Source organism: Pseudomonas oryzihabitans (assembly GCF_007665395.1).
GTDB classification, from domain to species: domain Bacteria; phylum Pseudomonadota; class Gammaproteobacteria; order Pseudomonadales; family Pseudomonadaceae; genus Chryseomonas; species Chryseomonas psychrotolerans_C.
Window position 1 is genome coordinate 21,478 of the sequence record NZ_VDND01000008.1, and the last position, 21,454, is coordinate 42,931.

The 21,454-nt window shown below is 66.4% G+C and carries 23 protein-coding genes; 17 read left to right on the forward strand and 6 right to left on the reverse strand.

Translation table 11 applies throughout. The annotated features are described in order from the left end of the window. Positions 1–33 precede the first annotated feature (33 nt). Together FSV73_RS16680 and FSV73_RS16685 are read left to right on the forward strand one after the other, a co-directional pair. Complete coding sequence (locus FSV73_RS16680; RefSeq protein WP_145008961.1) at positions 34–357, forward strand: ArsR/SmtB family transcription factor; 324 nt, start codon at positions 34–36, stop codon at positions 355–357. Between the two features lie 216 nt (positions 358–573). After that, on the forward strand, positions 574–1,602 hold the full coding sequence (locus FSV73_RS16685; RefSeq protein WP_186309259.1) for an SGNH/GDSL hydrolase family protein: 1,029 nt from the start codon (positions 574–576) through the stop codon (positions 1,600–1,602). 60 nt (positions 1,603–1,662) lie between these two features. Here FSV73_RS16685 and uraH read toward each other — a convergent pair whose 3' ends face one another. Then, complete coding sequence (gene uraH / locus FSV73_RS16690) at positions 1,663–2,034, reverse strand: hydroxyisourate hydrolase (RefSeq protein ID WP_145008963.1); 372 nt, start codon at positions 2,032–2,034, stop codon at positions 1,663–1,665. A 217-nt stretch (positions 2,035–2,251) separates the two neighbouring features. Here uraH and puuE point away from each other — a divergent pair, with 217 nt between their 5' ends. From puuE to FSV73_RS16710, 4 genes are read left to right on the forward strand one after another with little or no spacing between them, the layout of a single operon-like run. Then, on the forward strand, positions 2,252–3,160 hold the full coding sequence (gene puuE / locus FSV73_RS16695; RefSeq protein ID WP_145008964.1) for an allantoinase PuuE: 909 nt from the start codon (positions 2,252–2,254) through the stop codon (positions 3,158–3,160). Beyond that, the gene (gene uraD / locus FSV73_RS16700) at positions 3,157–3,669 is read left to right on the forward strand and encodes a 2-oxo-4-hydroxy-4-carboxy-5-ureidoimidazoline decarboxylase (RefSeq protein WP_145008965.1); all 513 of its coding nucleotides are present in this window, start codon (positions 3,157–3,159) and stop codon (positions 3,667–3,669) included. Before puuE ends, uraD begins: the two co-directional genes overlap by 4 nt. Before the next feature lie 24 nt (positions 3,670–3,693). Next, positions 3,694–4,701, forward strand: a complete 1,008-nt coding sequence (gene alc, locus FSV73_RS16705; protein ID WP_145008966.1) for an allantoicase — start codon at positions 3,694–3,696, stop codon at positions 4,699–4,701. Further along, entirely contained in the window at positions 4,698–5,198 is a 501-nt protein-coding gene (locus FSV73_RS16710) for an ureidoglycolate lyase (protein WP_145008967.1), read from the forward strand. Before alc ends, FSV73_RS16710 begins: the two co-directional genes overlap by 4 nt. Here FSV73_RS16710 and rarD read toward each other — a convergent pair. From rarD to FSV73_RS16725, 3 genes are all read right to left on the reverse strand, one after another. Beyond that, complete coding sequence (gene rarD / locus FSV73_RS16715; RefSeq protein ID WP_145008968.1) at positions 5,195–6,103, reverse strand: EamA family transporter RarD; 909 nt, start codon at positions 6,101–6,103, stop codon at positions 5,195–5,197. The genes FSV73_RS16710 and rarD overlap by 4 nt on opposite strands. Continuing rightward, positions 6,100–6,951, reverse strand: coding sequence for an EamA family transporter (locus FSV73_RS16720; protein WP_145008969.1), 852 nt, complete (start codon positions 6,949–6,951; stop codon positions 6,100–6,102). The genes rarD and FSV73_RS16720 overlap by 4 nt, the downstream gene beginning before the upstream one ends. 74 nt (positions 6,952–7,025) lie before the next feature. Then, positions 7,026–7,610 (reverse strand): DUF3060 domain-containing protein, encoded by a 585-nt coding sequence (locus tag FSV73_RS16725; protein ID WP_145008970.1) that lies wholly within the window; start codon positions 7,608–7,610, stop codon positions 7,026–7,028. A 173-nt stretch (positions 7,611–7,783) separates the two neighbouring features. Here FSV73_RS16725 and FSV73_RS16730 point away from each other — a divergent pair, with 173 nt between their 5' ends. The 3 genes from FSV73_RS16730 (at position 7,784) to FSV73_RS16740 (ending at position 11,447) form a co-directional block, all read left to right on the forward strand. Continuing rightward, the gene (locus FSV73_RS16730) at positions 7,784–8,674 is read left to right on the forward strand and encodes a LysR family transcriptional regulator (protein WP_145008971.1); all 891 of its coding nucleotides are present in this window, start codon (positions 7,784–7,786) and stop codon (positions 8,672–8,674) included. Between the two features lie 66 nt (positions 8,675–8,740). After that, entirely contained in the window at positions 8,741–9,292 is a 552-nt protein-coding gene (locus FSV73_RS16735) for a peptidylprolyl isomerase (protein WP_145008972.1), read from the forward strand. A gap of 283 nt (positions 9,293–9,575) precedes the next feature. Continuing rightward, positions 9,576–11,447, forward strand: a complete 1,872-nt coding sequence (locus tag FSV73_RS16740; RefSeq protein ID WP_145008973.1) for an ABC transporter ATP-binding protein — start codon at positions 9,576–9,578, stop codon at positions 11,445–11,447. On the opposite strand, the gene FSV73_RS16745 is transcribed toward FSV73_RS16740, so the two are convergent. Further along, positions 11,402–12,019 carry a hypothetical protein gene (locus FSV73_RS16745; RefSeq protein WP_145008974.1) on the reverse strand — a complete coding sequence of 206 codons (618 nt, stop codon included), beginning with the start codon at positions 12,017–12,019 and terminating at the stop codon, positions 11,402–11,404. The two genes, FSV73_RS16740 and FSV73_RS16745, sit on opposite strands and share 46 nt — an antisense overlap. A 113-nt stretch (positions 12,020–12,132) precedes the next feature. Here FSV73_RS16745 and FSV73_RS16750 point away from each other — a divergent pair, with 113 nt between their 5' ends. From FSV73_RS16750 to FSV73_RS16760, 3 genes are all read left to right on the forward strand, one after another. Then, complete coding sequence (locus tag FSV73_RS16750) at positions 12,133–12,390, forward strand: DUF1652 domain-containing protein (protein WP_145008975.1); 258 nt, start codon at positions 12,133–12,135, stop codon at positions 12,388–12,390. Between the two features lie 106 nt (positions 12,391–12,496). Continuing rightward, positions 12,497–12,853, forward strand: a complete 357-nt coding sequence (gene queD / locus FSV73_RS16755) for a 6-carboxytetrahydropterin synthase QueD (protein ID WP_145008976.1) — start codon at positions 12,497–12,499, stop codon at positions 12,851–12,853. 82 nt (positions 12,854–12,935) lie between these two features. Further along, positions 12,936–14,402 carry an inorganic phosphate transporter gene (locus FSV73_RS16760; protein WP_145008977.1) on the forward strand — a complete coding sequence of 489 codons (1,467 nt, stop codon included), beginning with the start codon at positions 12,936–12,938 and terminating at the stop codon, positions 14,400–14,402. Between the two features lie 418 nt (positions 14,403–14,820). Here the strand turns inward: FSV73_RS16760 and FSV73_RS16770 are convergent, their stop codons facing one another. Beyond that, positions 14,821–15,030 (reverse strand): hypothetical protein, encoded by a 210-nt coding sequence (locus FSV73_RS16770; protein ID WP_145008979.1) that lies wholly within the window; start codon positions 15,028–15,030, stop codon positions 14,821–14,823. A gap of 422 nt (positions 15,031–15,452) precedes the next feature. Here FSV73_RS16770 and FSV73_RS16775 point away from each other — a divergent pair, with 422 nt between their 5' ends. The 5 genes from FSV73_RS16775 (at position 15,453) to purB (ending at position 21,450) form a co-directional block, all read left to right on the forward strand. Then, positions 15,453–17,684 carry an NADP-dependent isocitrate dehydrogenase gene (locus tag FSV73_RS16775; protein WP_145008980.1) on the forward strand — a complete coding sequence of 744 codons (2,232 nt, stop codon included), beginning with the start codon at positions 15,453–15,455 and terminating at the stop codon, positions 17,682–17,684. A 128-nt stretch (positions 17,685–17,812) separates the two neighbouring features. Next, positions 17,813–18,265, forward strand: coding sequence for an NUDIX hydrolase (locus tag FSV73_RS16780; RefSeq protein ID WP_145008981.1), 453 nt, complete (start codon positions 17,813–17,815; stop codon positions 18,263–18,265). A 1-nt stretch (position 18,266) separates the two neighbouring features. Further along, the gene (mnmA, locus tag FSV73_RS16785) at positions 18,267–19,376 is read left to right on the forward strand and encodes a tRNA 2-thiouridine(34) synthase MnmA (protein ID WP_145008982.1); all 1,110 of its coding nucleotides are present in this window, start codon (positions 18,267–18,269) and stop codon (positions 19,374–19,376) included. Beyond that, complete coding sequence (hflD, locus tag FSV73_RS16790; RefSeq protein WP_145008983.1) at positions 19,373–19,993, forward strand: high frequency lysogenization protein HflD; 621 nt, start codon at positions 19,373–19,375, stop codon at positions 19,991–19,993. Before mnmA ends, hflD begins: the two co-directional genes overlap by 4 nt. A gap of 86 nt (positions 19,994–20,079) precedes the next feature. Next, positions 20,080–21,450, forward strand: coding sequence for an adenylosuccinate lyase (purB, locus tag FSV73_RS16795; RefSeq protein WP_145008984.1), 1,371 nt, complete (start codon positions 20,080–20,082; stop codon positions 21,448–21,450). Positions 21,451–21,454: the final 4 nt, after the last annotated feature.

A 21,454-nucleotide genomic window follows, 5' to 3' on the forward strand; every position in this document is an offset into this window, starting at 1 on the left:
CATAAACGCCAACCCCCGGTGTATGATTGCCTTATGCGCCCTTTCAAGCACCCCAGTCCTGACGAATTTTCCCTCGAGCGTCTGTTCCATGCGCTCAGTGATCCGGTGCGCCTCGATATCGTCCGCTACCTGGCGCGGGTGGCGGAAGCGACCTGCGGCGAGCTGGACGGCGGCCGGCCCAAGTCCAGCATGTCCCACCACTTCCGCGTGCTGCGTGACGCCGGCCTGGTGCACACGCGCAACGCCGGGACCACGCACATGAACCAGCTGCGTCGCGAGGATCTGGACCTGCGCTTTCCCGGGCTGATGGCGGCCATCCTGGCGCAGTCCTCGGAGCCTGTCGTCAAGGCGGACTGACCGCGTCCTACCCATCCGGGAGCAGCCATCGTGGCCTGTCCAGCGAAGCGGGCCTGGTGGGCCGACTGCCTGTCATCGGCTGGCACCCCGTCCATCCCGAGCTCATGGAACTCGCGGTCGATTTTTCCGCTCTTCCCGGTATGAAGGTTGCACAGGACATTGGCAGCACAGACGCTGAACGCTGCCGGGAGGTGGGTGATGGGCAAGCATTGGGGAATGGCGACCGCGCTCGCCGGGGTCGCCGCGCTGCTCGCCCTCGTTCCCAGCCCTGAACCCGTCGCCGAGGCGCGCGGCATCCAGCGGGTCATTGCCTTCGGCGACAGCCTCATGGACTGCGGTACCTTCGGCCATATCTACGCCACCAACCCCGGGCGTACCTATCCCCAGGAAATCGCCGATGCCTATGGCATCGAGCTCGGCCCCAACCGGCAGGTCGAAGGCTATGGGCACGACGGCCCGACGGATCCCGATGGCCTCTGCTATGCCGAAGGGGGCGCCGTGACCGGCAGCTTCACCGAGCCAGGCTTCGACCACAGCGAGGCGCCGCTGGCCTTCTCCCAGCAGATCCGCAACTTCGAGCTGCAGCACGGTCGCTTTCGCCAGCAGGACCTGGTCCTGGTCCAGATCGGCGGTAACGACATCATCGGCCCCTTCTATGACAAGAAGATGAAGGCCGCGCTGATGGCCGACGCCCCGCTCCCCCAGGATGTCCGCGAGCAGGTCGAAGCCCGGATCCGCCACACGGCGCTGAACGAGGTCAAGCTGCTGCGTTATCTGCTGAGCCTGGGCGCCCAGCGCCTGGTGGTGCTCAACAACACCGATTACGGCAAGGCGCCCTATCTGGAGCCCTGGACCCCGGTCCTGGCCGAACGCAACCACGATCTGGTCCGGCTCTACAACGATACCTTGCAGGCCAATCTGCCGGGCAGCGACCGCCTGCTGCTGATCGACGCCTATCGGGTGCTGGAAGAGGTCTATGCGCACTACGGCAACTACGGTTTCAGCCACGCCGAAGGCGATGCCTGCCTGCCTGGTCGGGAGTTCTGCGAGCCTGACAGCTACGTCGAGCCCGGGGCGGATCAGGCCTATATCTTTGGTGCGCGTGGCCACTTCGCCAGTCGCACCCACAGCATGCTGGCCCAGGTGGTGCTGGAACGTATCGCCCAGACCTGGCCAGGCAGCGCCGTGCCGGACCGGCCGCTATTGGTCACGGCGCGGGCGACGAGCGAAACCACCGTTCACTAGCTTGCTGCCCTACCCTGGTGCCCTGCCTGCGGCAGACGCACCGCAGCAGAGCAGCCCAGGCTAGCTACCGCGATAGGTGGAGTAGCTGTAGGGCGATACCAGCAGCGGCACATGGTAGTGCGCGGCCTCATCGGCGAGGCCGAATCGCAGCACCACGGTGTCGAGAAATGCCGGCTCGTCCAGCGCCACGTCGCGCCGCCGATAGTAATCGGCCACCTCGAATTCCAGCTCATAGCGGCCACGCCGAAACGCCTCGCCTTGTAGCAAGGGGGCATCCGTGCGGCCGTCGGCATTGGTCTGTACCTCGCCCAGTGCCTGGCGCGAACCCGCGTCCAGGCGATACAGCCGTACGGTGATTCCCGCGCCAGGGCAGCCGCCACTGGTGTCCAGTACATGGGTCGTCAGGTATCCGGTGGAGGACGGGGCGGACATGAGAGGCTCCTTGGTTGGGAAGGACCCAGCCTAGCAGTTTTTTACCCGCTGATTGTATACAGCTGACCGCGTGGCCCGCGCTGGCAGGGCCGGCCGCTCTCTGGCCAGGCAAAGCGCTCAGACCGGTCTGACCAGTTAGGCAGGATTCTTGCTGGGACTCGGCAAAGGTCTTCAAACATTGTATACAAAACCTTCCGACTGCCAGGATGCTCCTTCCATGACCTATCCCCGCGATCTCATCGGCTACGGCGCCCAGCCGCCCCACCCCCGCTGGCCAGGCGATGCCCGTATCGCCCTGTCCTTCGTCCTCAACTACGAGGAGGGTGGCGAACGCAACATCCTGCACGGCGACAAGGAGTCCGAAGCCTTCCTCTCCGAGATGGTGGCGGCGCAACCCCTGCAGGGCGTGCGCAACATGTCCATGGAGTCGCTCTACGAATATGGCAGTCGCGCCGGCGTCTGGCGGATCCTCGAGTTGTTCGCCAAGCACCAGGTGCCCCTGACCATCTTCGCCGTGGCCATGGCCGCCGAGCGCCATCCCGAGGTCATCCGCGCCATGGTCCAGGCCGGCCACGAAATCTGCAGCCACGGCTATCGCTGGATCGACTACCAATACCTGGACGAAGCCGAGGAGCGCGCTCATCTGCAGCGCGCCATCGAGATCCTCACCGAGCTGACCGGTGAGCGCCCCCTGGGCTGGTACACCGGCCGCACCGGACCCAACACCCGGCGCCTGGTGATGGAGGAAGGCGGCTTCCTCTACGACAGCGACACCTACGACGACGACCTGCCCTACTGGGAGCCCGACACCCCGACCGGCAAGCCGCACCTGGTGATCCCCTACACCCTGGACACCAACGACATGAGATTCACCCAGGTGCAGGGCTTCCATACCGCCGAGCAATTCTTCCAGTACCTCAAGGACGCCTTCGACACCCTCTACGAAGAAGGCGCCACCGCGCCCAAGATGGTCTCGATCGGCCTGCACTGCCGCCTGATCGGTCGCCCCGGCCGGCTGGTAGGCCTCAAGCGCTTCCTGGAGTACGCCCAGAGCCACGAGCGTGTCTGGTTCGCCCGCCGGGTGGACATCGCCCGCCACTGGCACCGGGAGCATCCGCCGGCATGAACAGCTTCCAGACCCTGATCCCGAGCCAGCTGGACCGCGCCGCCTTCGTCGCGGCCTTCGGCGGCATCTACGAACATTCCGCCTGGGTCGCCGAGCGCGCCTTCGACGAGGGCCAGCCCTTGCCGGACGCCATCGAGGCCCTGCACCAGCGACTGTCCACCCAGGTCGCCCGGGCCAGCCACGCCGAGCAACTGGCGCTGATCCAGGCCCACCCGGATCTCGCCGGCCGCGCCGCCCTGGCCGGCGAGCTGACTGCCGCCAGCACCAACGAGCAGGCCGGCGCCGGCCTCGACCAGTGCACGCCGGACGAGCTGGCCCGCTTCACTGGCTACAACGACGCCTACCGCGACAAATTCGGCTTCCCCTTCATCATGGCGGTGAAGGGCAGCAACCGACACCTGATCCTCGCGGCCTTCGAGGAGCGCCTGCCCAATACCCCGGAGCAGGAGTTCCAGCGCGCCCTCGCCGAGATCGACCGCATCGCCCTCTTCCGCCTGCAGACCCTCTGACCTCATCCCGACTACGAGCCCTTCATGAAACGCACCTACGCCGCTCCCTTCGAGAAGTACCTCAACCTCGCCGACGCCCGCCTCGGCACCCACGTCATCAGCGTCTCCGACGACTGGTTCGCCGCCGCCGACCGCATGCTCCAGCCCCATGAGCCGGAATGGAAGGAAGGCGTCTACGACGACAACGGCAAATGGATGGACGGCTGGGAGTCGCGCCGCAAGAGGTTCGAAGGCTACGACCACGCGGTGATCCGCATGGGCGTACCCGGTTCGATCAAGGGGGTCGACATCGACACCCGCTGGTTCACCGGCAACTACCCGCCGTCCGCCTCCCTGGAGGCCTGCTTCTGTCCCGAGGGCGATCCAGCCGCCGATGCCGCCTGGACCGAGGTCCTGCCTGCCATCGAGATGCAGGGCAACAGCCATCACTACCACGCGATCAGCGACGATCGCCCCTGGACCCATCTGCGCCTGAACATCTATCCCGATGGTGGCGTGGCCCGCCTGCGCGTCTATGGCATTCCCCATCGCGACTGGTCGGCGCAAGCCGAGGACGAGGTGCTGGACCTGGCCGCGGCCCCCAACGGCGGTCGCGCCCTGGCCTGCAACGACGAGCACTATGGGCGCATGAGCAACATCCTCAACCCGGGCCGCGCCGCCACCATGGCCGACGGCTGGGAAACCGCCCGCCGCCGGACCCCCGGCAACGACTGGGTGATCATCGCCCTGGGCCATGCCGGCGTCGTCGAGGAGATCCTGGTCGACACCCTGCATTTCAAGGGCAACTACCCGGACAGCTGCCAGATCCAGGGCGCCTATGTGCGTGGCGGTACCGACGGCCAGATCGAGACCCAGAGCCTGTTCTGGAAGGAGCTGCTGCCGCCGCAGAAGCTGCAGATGCACCAGGAGCACAGCTTCCGCGAGCAGGTGCGCGACCTCGGCCCCATCACCCACGTACGCCTGAACATCTTCCCCGACGGCGGCGTCAGCCGCCTGCGGCTGTTCGGCAAGGTCGCGCGGGGCCAGGCATGACCTGGCAACTCGCTATCGAGCCGCTGACCGCCGAGGGCTTCGCGCCCTTCGGCGATGTCATCGAAACCGCCGGCCGCGACTGGTTTCCCATCAACAACGGCTCGACCCAGAGATTCCATGCCCTGGCGCGGGTGGCGACCGGTCCGGCCGATGGTGCGGCGATCATCAGCATCTTCCGCGCCCGCCGCCTGGACTACCCGCTGACCATCGCCATGCTCGAACGTCATCCCCACGGCAGCCAGGCCTTCGTGCCGCTGCGCGGCGAGCCCTTCCTGGTGGTGGTGGCGCCACCCGGGCCTCAGCCGGACGCCCGGGCGATTCGGGTCTTTCGTACCGATGGGCAGCAGGGCATCAACTACCACGCGGGGGTCTGGCACCATCCGGTGCTGGCCCTGCGCGACGAGGACGAGTTCCTCATCGTCGACCGCGCCGGCACCCTGCCCAATTGCGACGAGCACTTCTTCACCGCGGACGCTGCCCCGACGCTGGCGCTCTAGGGGTTGGTCGGTGCGCGTCGCAGCTGCTTGCGCAGCAGCCGCGCACTGTCCAGGCACACCCAGGCCACCGCCAGCCAGATCGGACCATAGGTCCAGATCGCACCCTCCGGCAGTTGCTCACCCAGGAAATAGAGGGCCACGAACACCAGCAGCGCCGGCTCGACGTAGCTGAGGATGCCGAACAGGCTCAGCGGCAACATCCGGCTGGACGCCAGCATGGCGGCGAAGGCGATGGCGCTGAGCAAGCCCAGCCCCGGCAACAGCGCCCAGAGCCAGGGCGCCTGCTGCAAGGCCTGGCTCGGCGAAAACCAATGCAGGGCGAGCAGCGCGAAAGGTAGCAGGCAGCACATCTCCAGCACGAAGCCGGACAGGGCATCCACCGCCATCCAGCGACGCAGCACGAAGTACGGCGGATAGCCCACCACCGGCAGCAGGCTGACCCAGGACAGCGCGCCGGTCACCCAGACCTCGTTGATCACCCCCAGTAGCGCACAGGCCACCGCCAGCCGCTGCAGCGGCCGCAGGCGCTCGCCATACACCAGCCGTCCGGTCAGGACGATGGCCAGCGGCAGCAGGAAGTAGCCGAGCGACATGGCCATGGCCTCGCCGTTCATGGTCGCCCAGACGAACACCCACCACTGCACGCCCATCAGCAACGCCGCCGCCGGGATGGCCAGGCACAGCCGGGGTTCGCGTGCCAGTCGCTGGAGCGTGGTCCACAGCGCCTTGCCCTCGCGCAGCACCACCACCAGCAACAACACCATGGGCAGCGACCAGACCACCCGCAGCGCCACCACCTGCAGGCCGTCCAGGGGCGCCAGCCAGGCGAAGTACACCGGCATCAGGGCGAACAGCACCGACGACAACACCGAAAGGCCCAATCCCCTGCCCGCCAGCACGCTCATGCTCGGCGCCCCTGACGATTGATGAACAGCGACAGCAGAATGATGCCGCCACCCAGCAACAGCCTAGGCAGATCGGCCGGGTGCTGCCAGATCAGCAGGCTGACCAGCAGTCCAGCCGGCACGTGGGCTTCGTTCATGATCGCCAGGGTGCCGCCATTGACCCGCAGCGACCCCAGGGTCCACCAGTAGAGGCCGAGCGCCGTGGCGAACACGCCCATCCACAGCAGCACGCCCCACTGCAGACCGGTGCTGGGCAGCCGCGCCGGATTGCCGAACAGCAGGAAGGACAGCGCCGCCACCAGCAGCGCGCCGAGAAAGAACAGGCCGAAGTAACGGTGCAGCGCGCCCTGCCCGGCGTAGGCATGGCCCAGGTGCTTGCACAGCACCTGGCCGGCGGCGAACGTCAGGTTGGCGACCTGCAGCAGCAGGAAGCCGAGCAGGTAGTCACCGGTCAGCGGCTGGAAACGGATCAGCGCGGCGCCCGCTACCGCGACCACGGCCGCCAGCAGCGACCAGAGGCGGAAGCGGCGCTGCCAGGCGTCGTCGAGCAGCGTCACATAGATGGGCGTGAGCACCGTGAACAGCAGCACCTCCGGTACCGTCAGCACGGCGAAGCTCCGGTACAGGCAGAGGTAGGTGATGCCGAATTGCAGGGCGCCCGCCGCCATCAGGCCCAGGGCGAAGCGGCCCGGCACCCCGCGCCAGCGGGTGAAGGGCAGGAACAGCACGAAGGCGATGGCCACGCGGACCAGCACGGCGAAGTCGCTGTCGACGCGACCGGCGAGATACTCCCCGATCAGGCTGAAGGAAAACGCCCAGATGAGGGTGACGAGCAAGAGATAGGGCATGGCGGCGGCGCACGAAAAAGGTGCGCGACCTTAACGTGCCCGCCGCCGGAGGAAAAGCCCTGCCGAGCTGCGCTTCAGCGGGTCGCGTTCAGCCCGGATGGCTCGCCACCGGTGAGCGCGGCCACCGACTGGTTGGCCTGGAGGACGTTGTCGGCACCCGAGACCAGCGTCTTGGGCTCGGCCACGCCGGCCGCCCGCGACCAGTAGACCTGCTGGTTGGAACCGCCGACCGCGATGTCGGCCGGGCTGAGCAGCGTCAGGCGGGCCTTGGCGCCGTAGCCATAGGCATCGACCTTGGCCAGGCCTTCGCTGCCGCGCACGTTGGCCTGTACCTGCTGGTAACCGCCGCCGATGCTCAGCCGCGCGACCGCGCCCTTGACCGTGGTGACGCTACCCAGGCCGTTGATGTTCAGCGCCTGGGCACTGTCGAGCACCAGGCGATGATGACTGCCATAGACGGTCACCTCGCCGCACTGGCCTTTCAGGGTCAGGGTATTGCCCTCGCCGGACAGGGACACGTCCTGGCCGTGGCAGTCGACGGTTCGCGTGATGTTGAGGCCCTCGATGTCGAGGGGCTCGCCGGCTGCCGACGCCTCGGCGTGGACCACCAGGGGAGCGACGAGCAGACAGCAACCCAGCAACGCCTTGAATGACGACATGGAGACTCCTTGTCTTGCCTAGAGTGGGAAAACTCATCGGCAGGCTTTGAGCGGCGCCTCCGCCGGATGTTTGGCCCGCCAGCGGACATTTTTTCAGGCCGTGATGGACGCCGCGTTTTGCCATTGCGCGCCGAGGCTCTACCATGCGCCCTTTCGCGGCCATAGAGCGCTCGATGAAGACTCCTCGCGTTTCCCTCGATCAGTGGCGGACCCTGCAGGCGGTGGTGGACCACGGTGGCTATGCCCAGGCCGCCGAGGTCCTGCACCGCTCCCAGTCCTCGGTCAGCTATACCGTGGCCCGCATGCAGGAACAGCTCGGTGTCCCGCTGCTGCGCCTGGAAGGTCGTCGCGCCGTGCTGACCGATGCCGGCGCCGTGCTCCTGCGCCGCTCGCGGCGCCTGGTGCAGCAGGCGAGCCAGCTCGAAGAGCTGGCCTACCACATGGAACAGGGCTGGGAATCCGAGGTACGCCTGGTGGTGGACGCCGCCTACCCTACCCGGCCGCTGCTGCTCTGCCTGCGCGAATTCATGCCGCAGAGCCGCGGCTGCCGGGTGCGCCTGCGCGAAGAGGTGCTGTCCGGCGTGGAAGAAGCCCTGCTGGACGGCTCGGCGGACCTGGCGATCACCGGCCTGGTGATCGCCGAACACCTGGGCGCCTCCCTGGGCACGGTGGAATTCGTCGCCGTCGCCCATCCCGAGCATCCTCTGCACCTGTTGCGGCGCACCCTGGTGACCGCCGATCTGGAAGAACAGCTGCAGATCGTCATCCGCGACAGCGGCCGTGCCCAACCCCGGGACGCCGGCTGGTTGGCGGCGGAACAGCGCTGGACGGTGGGCAGCATCAGCACCGCGGCCACCTTCCTGCGCGACGGCCTGGGCTTCGCCTGGTTGCCGCGAGACGCCATCCAGACCGATCTCGACGCGGGCCTGCTCAAGCCACTGCCGCTGGAACAGGGCGCGCAGCGCTTCCATCCCTTCCAGCTGTACAAGACGCGCCAGCACGAGCTCGGCCCGGCGTCGCAGATCCTCATGAGCCTGTTGCGCAAGCACGCCCTGCCGCGCTGACCGTGGCGGGGCGTCGGCCGGATTGCTATCGTTCGCCAGTCGTCTCTGCCCACTGAAGGATCCACCATGTTCAAAGCCCTGCTTGCCGCCTGCGCCCTGCTCGTCGCCTCCACCACCTGGGCCGCGGACAATCCACACGTGCTCATCAGCACCAACAAGGGTGACATCGAGGTCGAACTGGATGCGACCAAGGCGCCGGTCAGCACCCAGAATTTCCTGGGCTACGTCGACAGCGGCTTCTACAAGGGCACCCTGTTCCACCGGGTCATCCCCGGCTTCATGATCCAGGGGGGCGGCTATACCCGCGACATGCAGGAAAAACGCACCAAGGCACCGATCAAGAACGAAGCCGACAACGGCCTGAAGAATCTGCGCGGCACCCTGGCCATGGCCCGCACCTCGGACGTCAACTCCGCCACCAGCCAGTTCTTCATCAACGTCGAGAACAATGCCTTCCTCGATCATGGCTCGCGGGATTTCGGCTACGCCGTGTTCGGCAAGGTGGTGCGCGGCATGGAGGTCGTCGACCAGATCGCCGGGGTCCAGACCACCCGCCAGGGCATGCTGCGCGACATTCCCCGTGAACCGGTCATGATTCTCGCTGCCAAACGCCTGTAAGAGACTGTTCATGGGCGCGCGGGCTGGCGCCAAACCAGACGAAAATGCCCGAAGGAGCTAATCGGAATCGCGCTCGAGGTCGCCCAGGGTAACTGGGCGTCCCGCCGGGCGCTGAGCTTCCCGGGCATTTCAATCCTGGCTTGGCTGACGCGCCGCGGATCCTGAACAGGCTCTGAGTCGACCCGTCCCACTGGGCCATCCCCCCAGCGGTCGTCCAGTCCAAGTGGCGCGGTCCCTCCTCTCGGCGACGCGAGACCCTGTCTCCCCTCTACAAGGACCCCGCATGATCTTTCGCCGCTTCGAACGCATCATCGATGCGTTCCGGGAAGCTCCCGACGAAATGCCGCCCACCGGCGTCGGCGCCTTCTATCTGCATTTCCTCAAGCAGGCCTGGCCGGCCTTCGCCCTGCTGCTGGTAGTAGGCTTGATCGGCGCCCTGGTCGAGGTCGCCCTGTTCAACTTCATCGGCCAGATCGTCGACCTGGCCGGCAGCGCGCCCAATAGCACGGTGTTCTTCCAGGAGCACGGTGGCACCCTGATCTGGATGGCCGTCGTCACCCTGGTCATACGCCCGCTGTTCATCAGCCTGCACGACCTGCTGGTGCACCAGACCATCACCCCCAGCCTGACCACCCTGATCCGCTGGCAGAACCATCGCTATGTGCTCAAGCAGAGCCTGGGCTTCTTCCACAGCGACTTCGCCGGACGCATCTCGAACCGCATCATGCAGACCGGCGTCTCGTTGCGCGATTCGGCGGTGCAGGCGGTGGATGCCATCTGGCACGTGCTGATCTTCGCCGTCACCTCGCTGATCCTGTTCGCCCAGGCCGACGTCTGGCTGATGGTGCCGCTGATCCTCTGGATCATCGGCTACGTGATCGCGCTCTGGTACTTCGTGCCCCAGACCAAGGAGCGCTCGGCCATCGCCTCGGAAGCCCGTTCGCAACTGTCCGGACGTATCGTCGACGGCTACACCAACATCTCCACGCTCAAGCTGTTCTCCCATTCGGCGCAGGAAGAGCAATACGCCCGCCAGGCCATGGAAGAGCAGACGGAAAAGGCCGAGAGCGCGGCCCGCCTGATCACCGCCATGGGCGTGACCATCAGCATCCTCAGCGGCTTCCTCATCGCCGGCACCACGGGCCTCGCGCTGTGGCTCTGGCACCAGGGCGTCATCAGCGTCGGCGCCATCGCCCTGGCCACCGGCCTGGTGATCCGCATCAACAGCATGTCCGGCTGGATCATGTGGGTGGTCAACGGCATCTTCGAGAACATCGGCATGGTGCAGGACGGCATGAGCACCATCGCCAAGCCGCGCCAGGTCGGTGATGCGCCGGACGCCAAGCCGTTGCAGGTGACCCGTGGCGCGGTGCTGTTCGACGACATCCAGTTCCACTACGGCAAGGGTGCCGGCATCATCAATGGCCTGACCCTGGACGTGGCGCCGGGCGAGAAGATCGGGCTGGTCGGCCCGTCGGGCGCCGGCAAGTCCACCCTGATCAACGTGCTGCTGCGCCTCTACGACCTGGAAGGTGGTCGCATCCTGGTCGATGGCCAGGACATCGCCCACGTCACCCAGGAAAGCCTGAGATGCCAGATCGGCGTGGTCACCCAGGACACCTCGCTGCTGCACCGCTCGATCCGCGAGAACCTGCTCTACGGCCGCCCCGAGGCCACCGACGAAGAACTGCACGCCGCCCTGCGCAAGGCCAAGGCCGATGATTTCATCGCCCGCATCACCGACGCCCATGGCCGCACCGGCCTGGATGCCCAGGTGGGTGAACGCGGCGTCAAGCTGTCCGGCGGCCAGCGCCAGCGCATCGCCATCGCCCGCACCCTGCTCAAGGACGCGCCCATCCTGCTCTTGGACGAAGCCACCTCCGCCCTCGACTCCGAGGTGGAAGCAGCCATCCAGGAAAGCCTGGAGACCCTGATGGAAGGCAAGACGGTGATCGCCATCGCCCACCGGCTGTCGACCATCTCGCGCATGGATCGCCTGGTGGTCATGGAGCGTGGCCAGATCGTCGAGATGGGCTCCCACGACGAGCTGCTCGCCTACAACGGCCTCTATGCCCGTCTATGGCGCCACCAGACCGGCGGTTTCGTCGGTCATGGCGTACCGGGCAGGCAGCGGGTGCGTAGCAGCTCCAGCTGACGCTCCTGGTCCAGCCCCGGGTAGAAGCCTTCGATCTTCTGCAGGCCACCCAGCCAGCTGCGCCGCTCCACCACGCAGTCGAACACCGGGCAGGCCGCCTGCCCGGTCTTGCCGCAGTCGCGGTAATACGTCAGCCGCTGGCTCTTCTGCGCCGAGCCCTGGAAGGAACCGGGGCGATCCTGCAGCACATAGAAGTCGATGTCGGCGGCGCTGCGATGGTTTTCCCATTGGAACGCCAGGGTGCTGGGGTAGAAGAGCACCAGCAGCAGCGCCAGCAGCAGCCAGACGATGGCCGCCGTCACCGGTAGCGGCAGCCGGGCGCGAAAGCGCTGGCCACCCCGGATGATCAAGGCGGTGACCACCGTGACCAGCGCAAGGGCGATGCACAGCGATGGCAACCCGGTGATGACTTGGCCAGCCACGCCGGTGTCCAGCCCACTGGGCGAAGGCACCGTCCGATAGCCGATCTCCAGCCGCTCCCAGCCCACGCGATTACCGATCAGGCCAGCGAGGCCGAAGGCGACGGCCAGGCCCACCAGGGCCCAGAAGGTACGAGGATTCGAGGTGCGCATGGGCAGACGTCCGGACAAAGACCGGGAGACTGCCTAAGCCGGCCGGCGAAGGCAAATCAGAATTTTCTCCCTCGACCGGCCTCTATTGCAGGTCACGCCCCCAGGAGGTCCCCATGCCGATCGAGCTCGCCCACGCCGTCCACATCGTCGAACAGGCCTTTCTGCCGCTGCGCGGCGAGGTCCGCGAGGATCCCAGCGATGCCAGCTTCTCCTTGGCGGTGACCGATGGCAGCCAAGTCCTGGCCTCGGTCGCCCATGTCGCCCGCAGCCAGTACAGCCACGCCGGCCATCTCGCCGCCCTGATCGAGCAGACGCGCCTGGAGCTGGCGCGTGACGGCCACCGTCTGGCGCCCTGGTCGATGCCCGGCTGACGACCCGGACCGCCGACTCCGCGGCAAGGTTCGGCAAGGCGGTGTCTAGCTGGTAGACTGCCGCCCCGCAGCCGCCACACACCGTGGCCCAACGCGAGTGGTTATCGTGGAAATTTTCAAAGAATTCGTGTTCGAAGCCGCACACTTCCTGCCTAACGTCCCGGCGGGCCACAAGTGCGGACGTCTCCATGGGCATTCCTTCAAGGTGGCCCTGCACATCGAGGGCAGTGTCGACCCCCATACCGGCTGGGTACGGGATTTCGCCGACATCAAGGCGGTGTTCAAGCCGCTCTACGAGCGACTCGACCATCATTATCTGAACGACATTCCCGGGCTGGAAAACCCGACCAGCGAAGTCCTCGCCCGCTGGATCTGGCAGCAACTCAAGCCGCTCCTGCCGGAGCTCAGCCAGGTTCGCGTCCATGAGACCTGCACCTGCGGCTGCATCTACCGCGGCGACTAAATCGCCCCTCCCATTCAAGGCGGCGATGGCGGCAGTCATTTTTCTGCCATAATTCGCGCCTGCCAACTGTCGACGTATCCCCATGTTCGAACTTTTCAGCGGACTCCACGCCTGGGTCGCCATCAGCCTCGTCCTGGCCCTGGCCTTCGTGCTGGCCTTTGAATTCATCAATGGCTTCCACGACACCGCCAATGCCGTCGCCACGGTGATCTACACCAAGGCGATGCCACCGCATCTCGCGGTGCTCTTCTCCGGCATCTTCAACTTCCTCGGGGTGCTGCTCGGCGGCGTCGGCGTGGCCTATGCCATCGTCCACCTGCTGCCGGTGGAGCTGCTGATCAACGTCAACACCGGCCACGGCCTGGCCATGGTGTTCTCCTTGCTCGCTGCGGCCATCACCTGGAACCTGGGTACCTGGTACTTCGGCATCCCCGCGTCCAGCTCCCATACCCTGATCGGCTCCATCCTCGGCGTGGGCGTGACCAACGCCCTGCTCACCGGCATCCCGATGAGCGAAGGGGTCAACTGGCAGAAGGCGATCGACATCGGCCTGTCGCTGATCTTCTCGCCGCTGGCGGGCTTCGCCGTCGCCGGCCTGCTGCTCATCGCCCTCAAGCGCTGGCGGCCGCTGTCGAAGATGCACAAGACCCCCGAGCAGCGCCGCGAGCTGGATGCGAAGAAGCACCCACCCTTCTGGAACCGGCTGATGCTGGTCCTCTCGGCGATGGGCATGAGCTTCGTGCACGGCTCCAACGATGGCCAGAAAGGCATCGGCCTGATCATGCTGGTGCTGATCGGCATCGTCCCGGCCAAGTTCGTGCTCGACCTGGACAGCACCACCTACCAGATCGAGCGCACCCGGGATGCGGCCATCCACCTGGGGCAGTTCTATGACCGCCAGGGCGACAACCTCAAGGACTTCCTCGCCGAGGTGCCGGGCAACCGCGACCTGCCGCAGGAATTCCGCTGCGCCCCGCACATGACCGTGCCGACGCTGAAGGCGCTGCTGGCCGACCTCGACGGCATCACCGACTACCGCGCCATGAGTGACGACCATCGCCAGCAGGTGCGTCGCTATCTGCTGTGCCTGGACGATACCGCGAAGAAGGTCAGCAAGCTGCCGGTGCTGACCGCCCGGGACCGCGACGACCTCAGCCGCCTGCGCAAGGACCTCACCAGCACCACCGAATACGCGCCCTTCTGGGTCATCATCGCCGTCGCCCTGGCCCTGGGCATCGGCACCATGGTCGGCTGGCGCCGCGTAGTCCTGACGGTGGGTGAGAAGATCGGTCGCCAGGGCATGACCTATGCCCAGGGCGTCAGCGCCCAGGTGACGGCGGTAGCTGCCATCGGCATGGCCAACGTCTTCGCCCTCCCCGTCTCCACCACCCACGTCCTGTCGTCGGGGGTGGCGGGCACCATGGTCGCCAATCGCAGCGGCCTGCAGGGCAGCACGGTACGCAACATCCTCATGGCCTGGGTACTGACCCTGCCCGCCTCCATGGCACTGTCCGCCGGCCTGTTCTGGCTGGCCCACCTGTTCCTCTGATCCCGACTCGCCGGGCGGCGCACCGCCCGGCCGCACCCCTCGTCGGGAAGGCCCGAACAGCCCCGCTATTGACGTGTCTAGAGAAGTGTGTCCAGCAGCGACACCTTTTCCGAGACAGCCGTACGGTGAACGTCAATGACTCCTGCGACCTACATCCTTTTTCTCGTGCTTGGCTGGCTGGCCCTGTCGCTGGCCATACTTTGGGCCATGCTGCGTCTGGCACGTCGCTCCCGCCCCCTTCCGGACACCTCCCGGGCAATGCCCCGGCAGCTGCCGTCCGCCCCCGTCACCACGCGCAAGCACCTGGCCTGCTGACGAGTCCGAGCACCAGGCGTGACGAAGCGCCTCGACGCCATAGCGGCGCGCGGGGAAAAGGATGGATTCTTGTCGTTATTCGAAGGGATTTGATTCTAGCGAATCAGGTGAGCAGGGTGTTTTCCTGAGCGCTGCGGCTCATCTGCTCGAGGATCTGGTCTTGCTGCTGCGGGGTCAGGGTGTCCCAGCAGTGATGCTTGATGAAGAGTCCGACGCCGAAGGCGATGTACAGCGACAGGGCGACGATGACGAGCGTTTCCAGCCCGACGATGGCCCAGGAACGGCTCTTGGACGCATTGTCCTTGGTTTTCATAACGACCTCATGAAATGTAGAGGGATAATAGTTTAGTCCCTTAAGCAACTCCCGTGCAGCGCCACACGACGATTGGTCAAGCATCTTGACCCTCCCAGCTTGGCCCTGGCCGCCCGCGAAATTCGGGCTGGCACCAGCCGCCTGCCACGACCGCCCTCCCGCCGCGGCATGAATGCACGCCAGGCGTCGCGCTGATATACTCCCGCGACTGACGGGTCGCTGCCGGCCCTGCCGGTTCCGCTGGCTGTATCGGCCGACCGCGCGATATCCGCAGCGACGCTTTGTCGCATGACCCGTCCATCGCCGCCGCGCCTGACGCGCGGCCCGATAACGCCTTCTTGGGGCGTCTATCGACTCAAGGGTCGATCCTCGCTCGCCCGGCTTCGCGCCACAGCTGTGATAAAGAGGAGTTAACGCAAGACATGTCCACCACGTCGAAGATCATCTACACCCTGACCGACGAAGCGCCCGCCCTGGCGACCTATTCGCTGCTGCCCATCGTCGAGGCCATCACCGCCTCGTCCGGCGTCGCCCTCGAAACCCGTGACATCTCCCTTGCCGGCCGCATCATCGCCCTCTTCCCCGAGTACCTGAAGGAAGAGCAGCGCATCTCCGACCACCTCGCCGAACTCGGCGAACTGGCCACCACTCCCGAAGCCAACATCATCAAGTTGCCCAACATCAGCGCCTCGGTACCGCAGCTCAAGGCCGCGATCAAGGAACTGCAGGGCCAGGGCTACGCCCTGCCGGACTACCCGGACGAACCCAAGGACGATAAGGAAAAGGACGTCAAGACCCGCTACGACAAGGTCAAGGGCAGTGCCGTGAACCCGGTCCTGCGCGAAGGCAACTCCGACCGCCGCGCGCCCCTATCGGTCAAGAACTACGCCCGCAAGCACCCCCACCGCATGGGTGCCTGGAGCGCCGACTCCAAGTCCCACGTCGCCCACATGGATGCCCATGACTTCTATGGCAGCGAGCGCTCGGCCACCATCGAGAACGCCGGCAGCCTGAAGATCGAACTGATCGGCAAGGACGGCAGCGCCAAGGTCCTGAAAGAGAAGACCGCGGTCAAGGCCGGCGAGATCGTCGACGCCTCGACCATGAGCCGCAAGGCCCTGGCGAGCTTCATCGCCGCCCAGATCGAAGACGCCAAGGCCCAGGGCGTGCTGTTCTCCGTGCACCTGAAGGCCACCATGATGAAGGTCTCCGACCCCATCATGTTCGGCGTCATCGTCGGCGAGTTCTACAAGGACGTGCTGGCCAAGCACGAGGCTGCCCTGAAGGAAGCCGGCTTCGACCGCAACAACGGCATCGGCGACCTCTACGCCCGCCTGTCCAGCCTGCCGGAAGCCACCCAGGCCGCCATCAAGGCCGACTTCGACGCCCAGTACGCCCAGCGCCCGGCCCTGGCCATGGTCAACTCCGACAAGGGCATCACCAACCTGCACGTGCCGAGCGACGTCATCGTCGACGCCTCCATGCCGGCCATGATCCGTGACTCCGGCAAGATGTGGAACGCCGAAGGCAACCTGCAGGACACCAAGGCCATCATCCCCGACCGCTGCTACGCTGGCGTCTACCAGGTGGTGATCGAGGACTGCAAGAAGAACGGTGCCTTCAACCCCAGCACCATGGGCAGTGTGCCCAACGTCGGCCTGATGGCGCAGAAGGCCGAGGAATACGGCTCCCACGACAAGACCTTCCAGATCCCCACCGACGGCACCGTGCGTGTGACCGACGACCAGGGCAAGGTGGTCTTCGAGCATCCGGTCGAGGCCGGTGACATCTGGCGCATGTGCCAGACCAAGGACGCGCCGATCCAGGACTGGGTCAAGCTCGCCGTCAATCGCGCCCGCGCCAGCGGCACCCCGGCGATCTTCTGGCTCGACCAGAACCGTGCCCACGACGCCCAGGTCATCGCCAAGGTCGAGCGCTACCTCAAGGACCACGACACCAACGGCCTGGACATCCGCGTCCTGGCGCCCGAGGAAGCCACCCGCGTCTCCCTGGAGCGCATCCGCAAGGGCGAGGACACCATCTCGGTGACCGGCAACGTCCTGCGCGACTACCTGACCGACCTCTTCCCCATCATGGAACTGGGCACCAGCGCCAAGATGCTGTCCATCGTCCCGCTGATGAACGGCGGCGGCCTGTTCGAGACCGGTGCCGGCGGCTCCGCGCCCAAGCACGTCCAGCAGTTCGTGCAGGAAAATCACCTGCGCTGGGATTCCCTGGGCGAGTTCCTGGCCCTGGCCGAATCCCTCAACCACCTGGGCGAGACCACCGGCAACGCCAAGGCCAAGATCCTGGCCAAGACCCTGGACCAGGCCAACGGCCAGTTCCTCGACAGCAACAAGTCGCCATCGCGCAAGGCCGGTGAACTGGACAACCGCGGCAGCCACTTCTACCTGGCGCTGTACTGGGTCCAGGCCCTCGCCGAGCAGAACGACGACGCCGAGCTGAAGGCCCAGTTCGCCCCGGTCGCCCAGTCGCTGACCGCCGACGAAGCCAAGGTGGTCGCCGAGCTGAACGGCGTCCAGGGCCAGGCCGTGGACATCGGTGGCTACTACCACCCCGACCAGGCCAAGGCCAGCCAGGCCATGCGTCCGAGCGCCACGCTCAACGCCGCCCTGGCCCAGCTCAAGGGCTGAGCCTGAGGGCTGCACCCGCAGCCTGACGGGTTGCGCCAGCGAACCCCGGCTTTGGCCGGGGTTCGCTGCATTTGGGACCCACAAAGCTTAAGGCGTATACTGCGCGATTACCGATAACGGAGTCCGAGATGGATTGGCACGCCCACGTGACCGTGGCCACCGTGGTGGAAGACGCCGGCCGCTTCCTGCTGGTCGAGGAAGAGAAACAGGGCCGCCTGGTGCTCAACCAGCCGGCCGGGCATCTCGAGCCGGGTGAAAGCCTGGTCGAGGCGGCTTATCGCGAAACCCTGGAGGAAACCGCCTGGCAGGTGGAGATCCAGGGCGTGGTCGGCATCGGCCTCTATACCGCGCCGAGCAATGGCGTCACCTACTATCGCACCGCCTTCCATGCGCGCCCGTTGCAGCTCGAGGAAGGCCGCGCCCTGGACGCCGACATCACCCGCGCGGTGTGGCTGACGCTCGACGAGATCCGCGCCGAGCAGGCACGCCTGCGCAGCCCCCTGGTCCTGGACGCCATCGAGAAGTACCTGGACGGGCACCGCTATCCCCTGTCGATGATCGTAGATATGAGAGGTTTTTGAAGTGAACGGCACCCGCGTCATCGTCGGCATGTCCGGCGGAGTGGATTCCTCGGTCTCGGCCCTTTTGCTCAAGGAGCAGGGCTACCAGGTCGAGGGCCTGTTCATGAAGAACTGGGACGAGGACGACGGCACCGAGTACTGCACCGCCAAGGAAGACCTGGCCGACGCCCAGGCGGTCTGCGACCGCATCGGCATCACGCTGCACACGGCCAACTTCGCCGCCGAGTACTGGGATAACGTCTTCGAGCACTTCCTCGCCGAGTACAAGGCCGGCCGCACGCCGAATCCGGACATCCTCTGCAACCGCGAGATCAAGTTCAAGGCGTTCCTCGACTACGCCCTGGCCCTGGGCGCCGACCTAATCGCCACCGGCCACTATGTGCGACGTCGCGACATCGATGGCCAGACCCTGCTGCTCAAGGGCCTGGATGCCAACAAGGACCAGAGCTATTTCCTCCACGCCGTGGGCGGCGAGCAGCTGGCGCGCACCCTCTTCCCGGTGGGTGAGCTGGAGAAGCCCGAGGTCCGCGCCATCGCCGAGCTGCACGGCCTGGCCACCGCGCGCAAGAAGGACTCCACCGGCATCTGCTTCATCGGCGAGCGGCGTTTCAGCGACTTCCTCAAGCAGTACCTGCCGGCCCAGCCGGGCGCCATCGAGACCACCACCGGAGAGGTGATCGGCCAGCATCACGGCCTGATGTACCACACCATCGGCCAGCGCCAGGGGCTGGGCATCGGCGGCATGAAGGACGCCGGGGACGAGCCCTGGTACGTCCTGGCCAAGGACCTGGTGCGCAACGTCCTGGTCGTCGGCCAGGGCAATTCCCACCCCTGGCTGTTCGCCGAAGCCCTGACCGTCGGTGAGATGTTCTGGGTCAACGACCTGGACCTCGCCCAGCCGCGGCGCCTCTCCGCCAAGGTGCGCTATCGCCAGCAGGACCAGCCCTGCCGGATCGAGCGTCAGGGCGCCGGCTATCGGGTGGTCTTCGACGAACCCCAGCGCGCCGTGACGCCCGGCCAGTCGGTGGTCTTCTACGACGGCGACGTCTGCCTGGGCGGCGGCGTGATCGAGCACACCCAGCCGGCCTGCGCCGAGGCACCCGCCGCATGAATCGTACCCAGGAACAACTCATCGCCCTCGGCGGCGTCTTCCAGGCCGCCGTGCTGGTTGACCAGCTGGCGCGTACCGGCCAGGTCGCGGAAGAACCCCTCGCCTGCCTGCTCGGCAGCCTGCTGGTGCGCGACCCTGGCAGTACCCTGGAGGTCTACGGCGGCCATGTCGCACCCTTGCGCGAGGGCCTCGGCGCACTTTCCAGCACCCTGGAGCGCAATCCCAACAGCCTGCAGCGCGAACCCCTGCGCTATGCCCTGGCGATGACCGCCCTGGAGCGCAAGCTGGAGAAGCGCGGCGACCTGCTCGATCTCATCGGCCGCCGGCTCACCCAGATCCAGTCCCAGGTCGAGCATTTCGGCGTCGCCCACGAGAACGTCATCGCCGCCTGCGGGGGGCTCTACGAGGACACCCTGAGCACCTTCAAGCAGCGCATCCAGGTGCACGGCGAGATGCGCTACCTGCAGCAATCCGCCACCGCCTCGCGGGTGCGCGCCCTACTCCTGGCCGGGATCCGCTCCGCGCGCCTGTGGCGCCAGCTCGGCGGCCATCGCTGGCAGCTGGTACTCAATCGCCGCAAGCTGCTCGGCAACCTCTACCCCTTGCGCAACGCCTGATCCGGACCGGCCGGTGGCGGTACTAAAGCCCCGGCCTTTGCGTGTAGAATTCCGCCCCTTTCTCCCCCGCTACCAAGAGAATGCCCATGCAGCTCTCCTCGCTCACCGCCGTATCGCCCATCGACGGCCGTTACGCCGGCAAGACCGCCGCCCTGCGCCCCATCTTCAGCGAATTCGGCCTGATCCGTTTCCGCGCCCAGGTCGAGGTCCGCTGGCTGCAGCGCCTGGCCGCCCACGCGGGCATTCCCGAGGTCGCGCCCTTCTCCGCCGAGGCCAATGCCCTGCTGGACAAGCTGGCCACCGCGTTCAGCGTCGAGCAGGCGCAGCGGGTCAAGGACATCGAGCGCACCACCAACCACGACGTCAAGGCCATCGAGTACCTGCTCAAGGAAGAGGTCGCCAACCTGCCCGAGCTGGCCGCGGTGAGCGAATTCATCCACTTCGCCTGCACCTCCGAGGACATCAACAACCTGTCCCACGCGCTGATGCTGCGTGAAGGTCGCGACCAGGTGCTGCTGCCGCTGATGCGCCAGATCGCCGGCGAGATCCGCGTCCTGGCCCATCGCTTCGCCGACGTGCCCATGCTCTCGCGCACCCATGGCCAGCCCGCCTCCCCCACCAGCCTGGGCAAGGAACTGGCCAACGTGGTCTATCGCCTGGAGCGCCAGATCGAGCAGATCGCCGCCATCCGCCCGCTGGGCAAGATCAACGGCGCCGTGGGCAACTACAACGCCCACCTGTCCGCCTACCCGGACGTCGACTGGGAAGCCAATGCCCGTACCTTCATCGAAGACGACCTCGGCCTGACCCTGAATCCCTACACCACCCAGATCGAACCGCACGACTACATCGCCGAGCTGTTCGACGCCATCGCCCGCTTCAACACCATCCTGATCGACTTCGACCGGGACATCTGGGGCTACATCTCCCTCGGCTACTTCAAGCAGAAGACCGTCGCGGGCGAGATCGGCTCCTCGACCATGCCGCACAAGGTCAATCCCATCGACTTCGAGAACTCCGAAGGCAACCTGGGTATCGCCAACGCCATCCTCCAGCACCTGGCCAGCAAGCTGCCGATCTCCCGCTGGCAGCGTGACCTGACCGACTCCACCGTGCTGCGCAACCTGGGCACCGGCCTGGCCCACGGCGTGATCGCCTACGAAGCCACCCTCAAGGGTATCGGCAAGCTGGAACTGAACGCTGCGCGCATCGCCGAAGACCTGGATGCCTGCTGGGAAGTCCTGGCCGAGCCGGTGCAGACCGTGATGCGTCGCTATGGCGTGGCCAACCCCTACGAGAAGCTCAAGGAGCTGACCCGTGGCAAAGGCATCAGCGCCAGCGCCCTGCAGACCTTCATCGATGGCCTGGAAATTCCCGAGGCGGCCAAGGCCGAACTGCGCCAGCTGACCCCGGCCGGCTATATCGGCAATGCCGCCGAGCAGGCCCGTCGGGTCTGAGAGC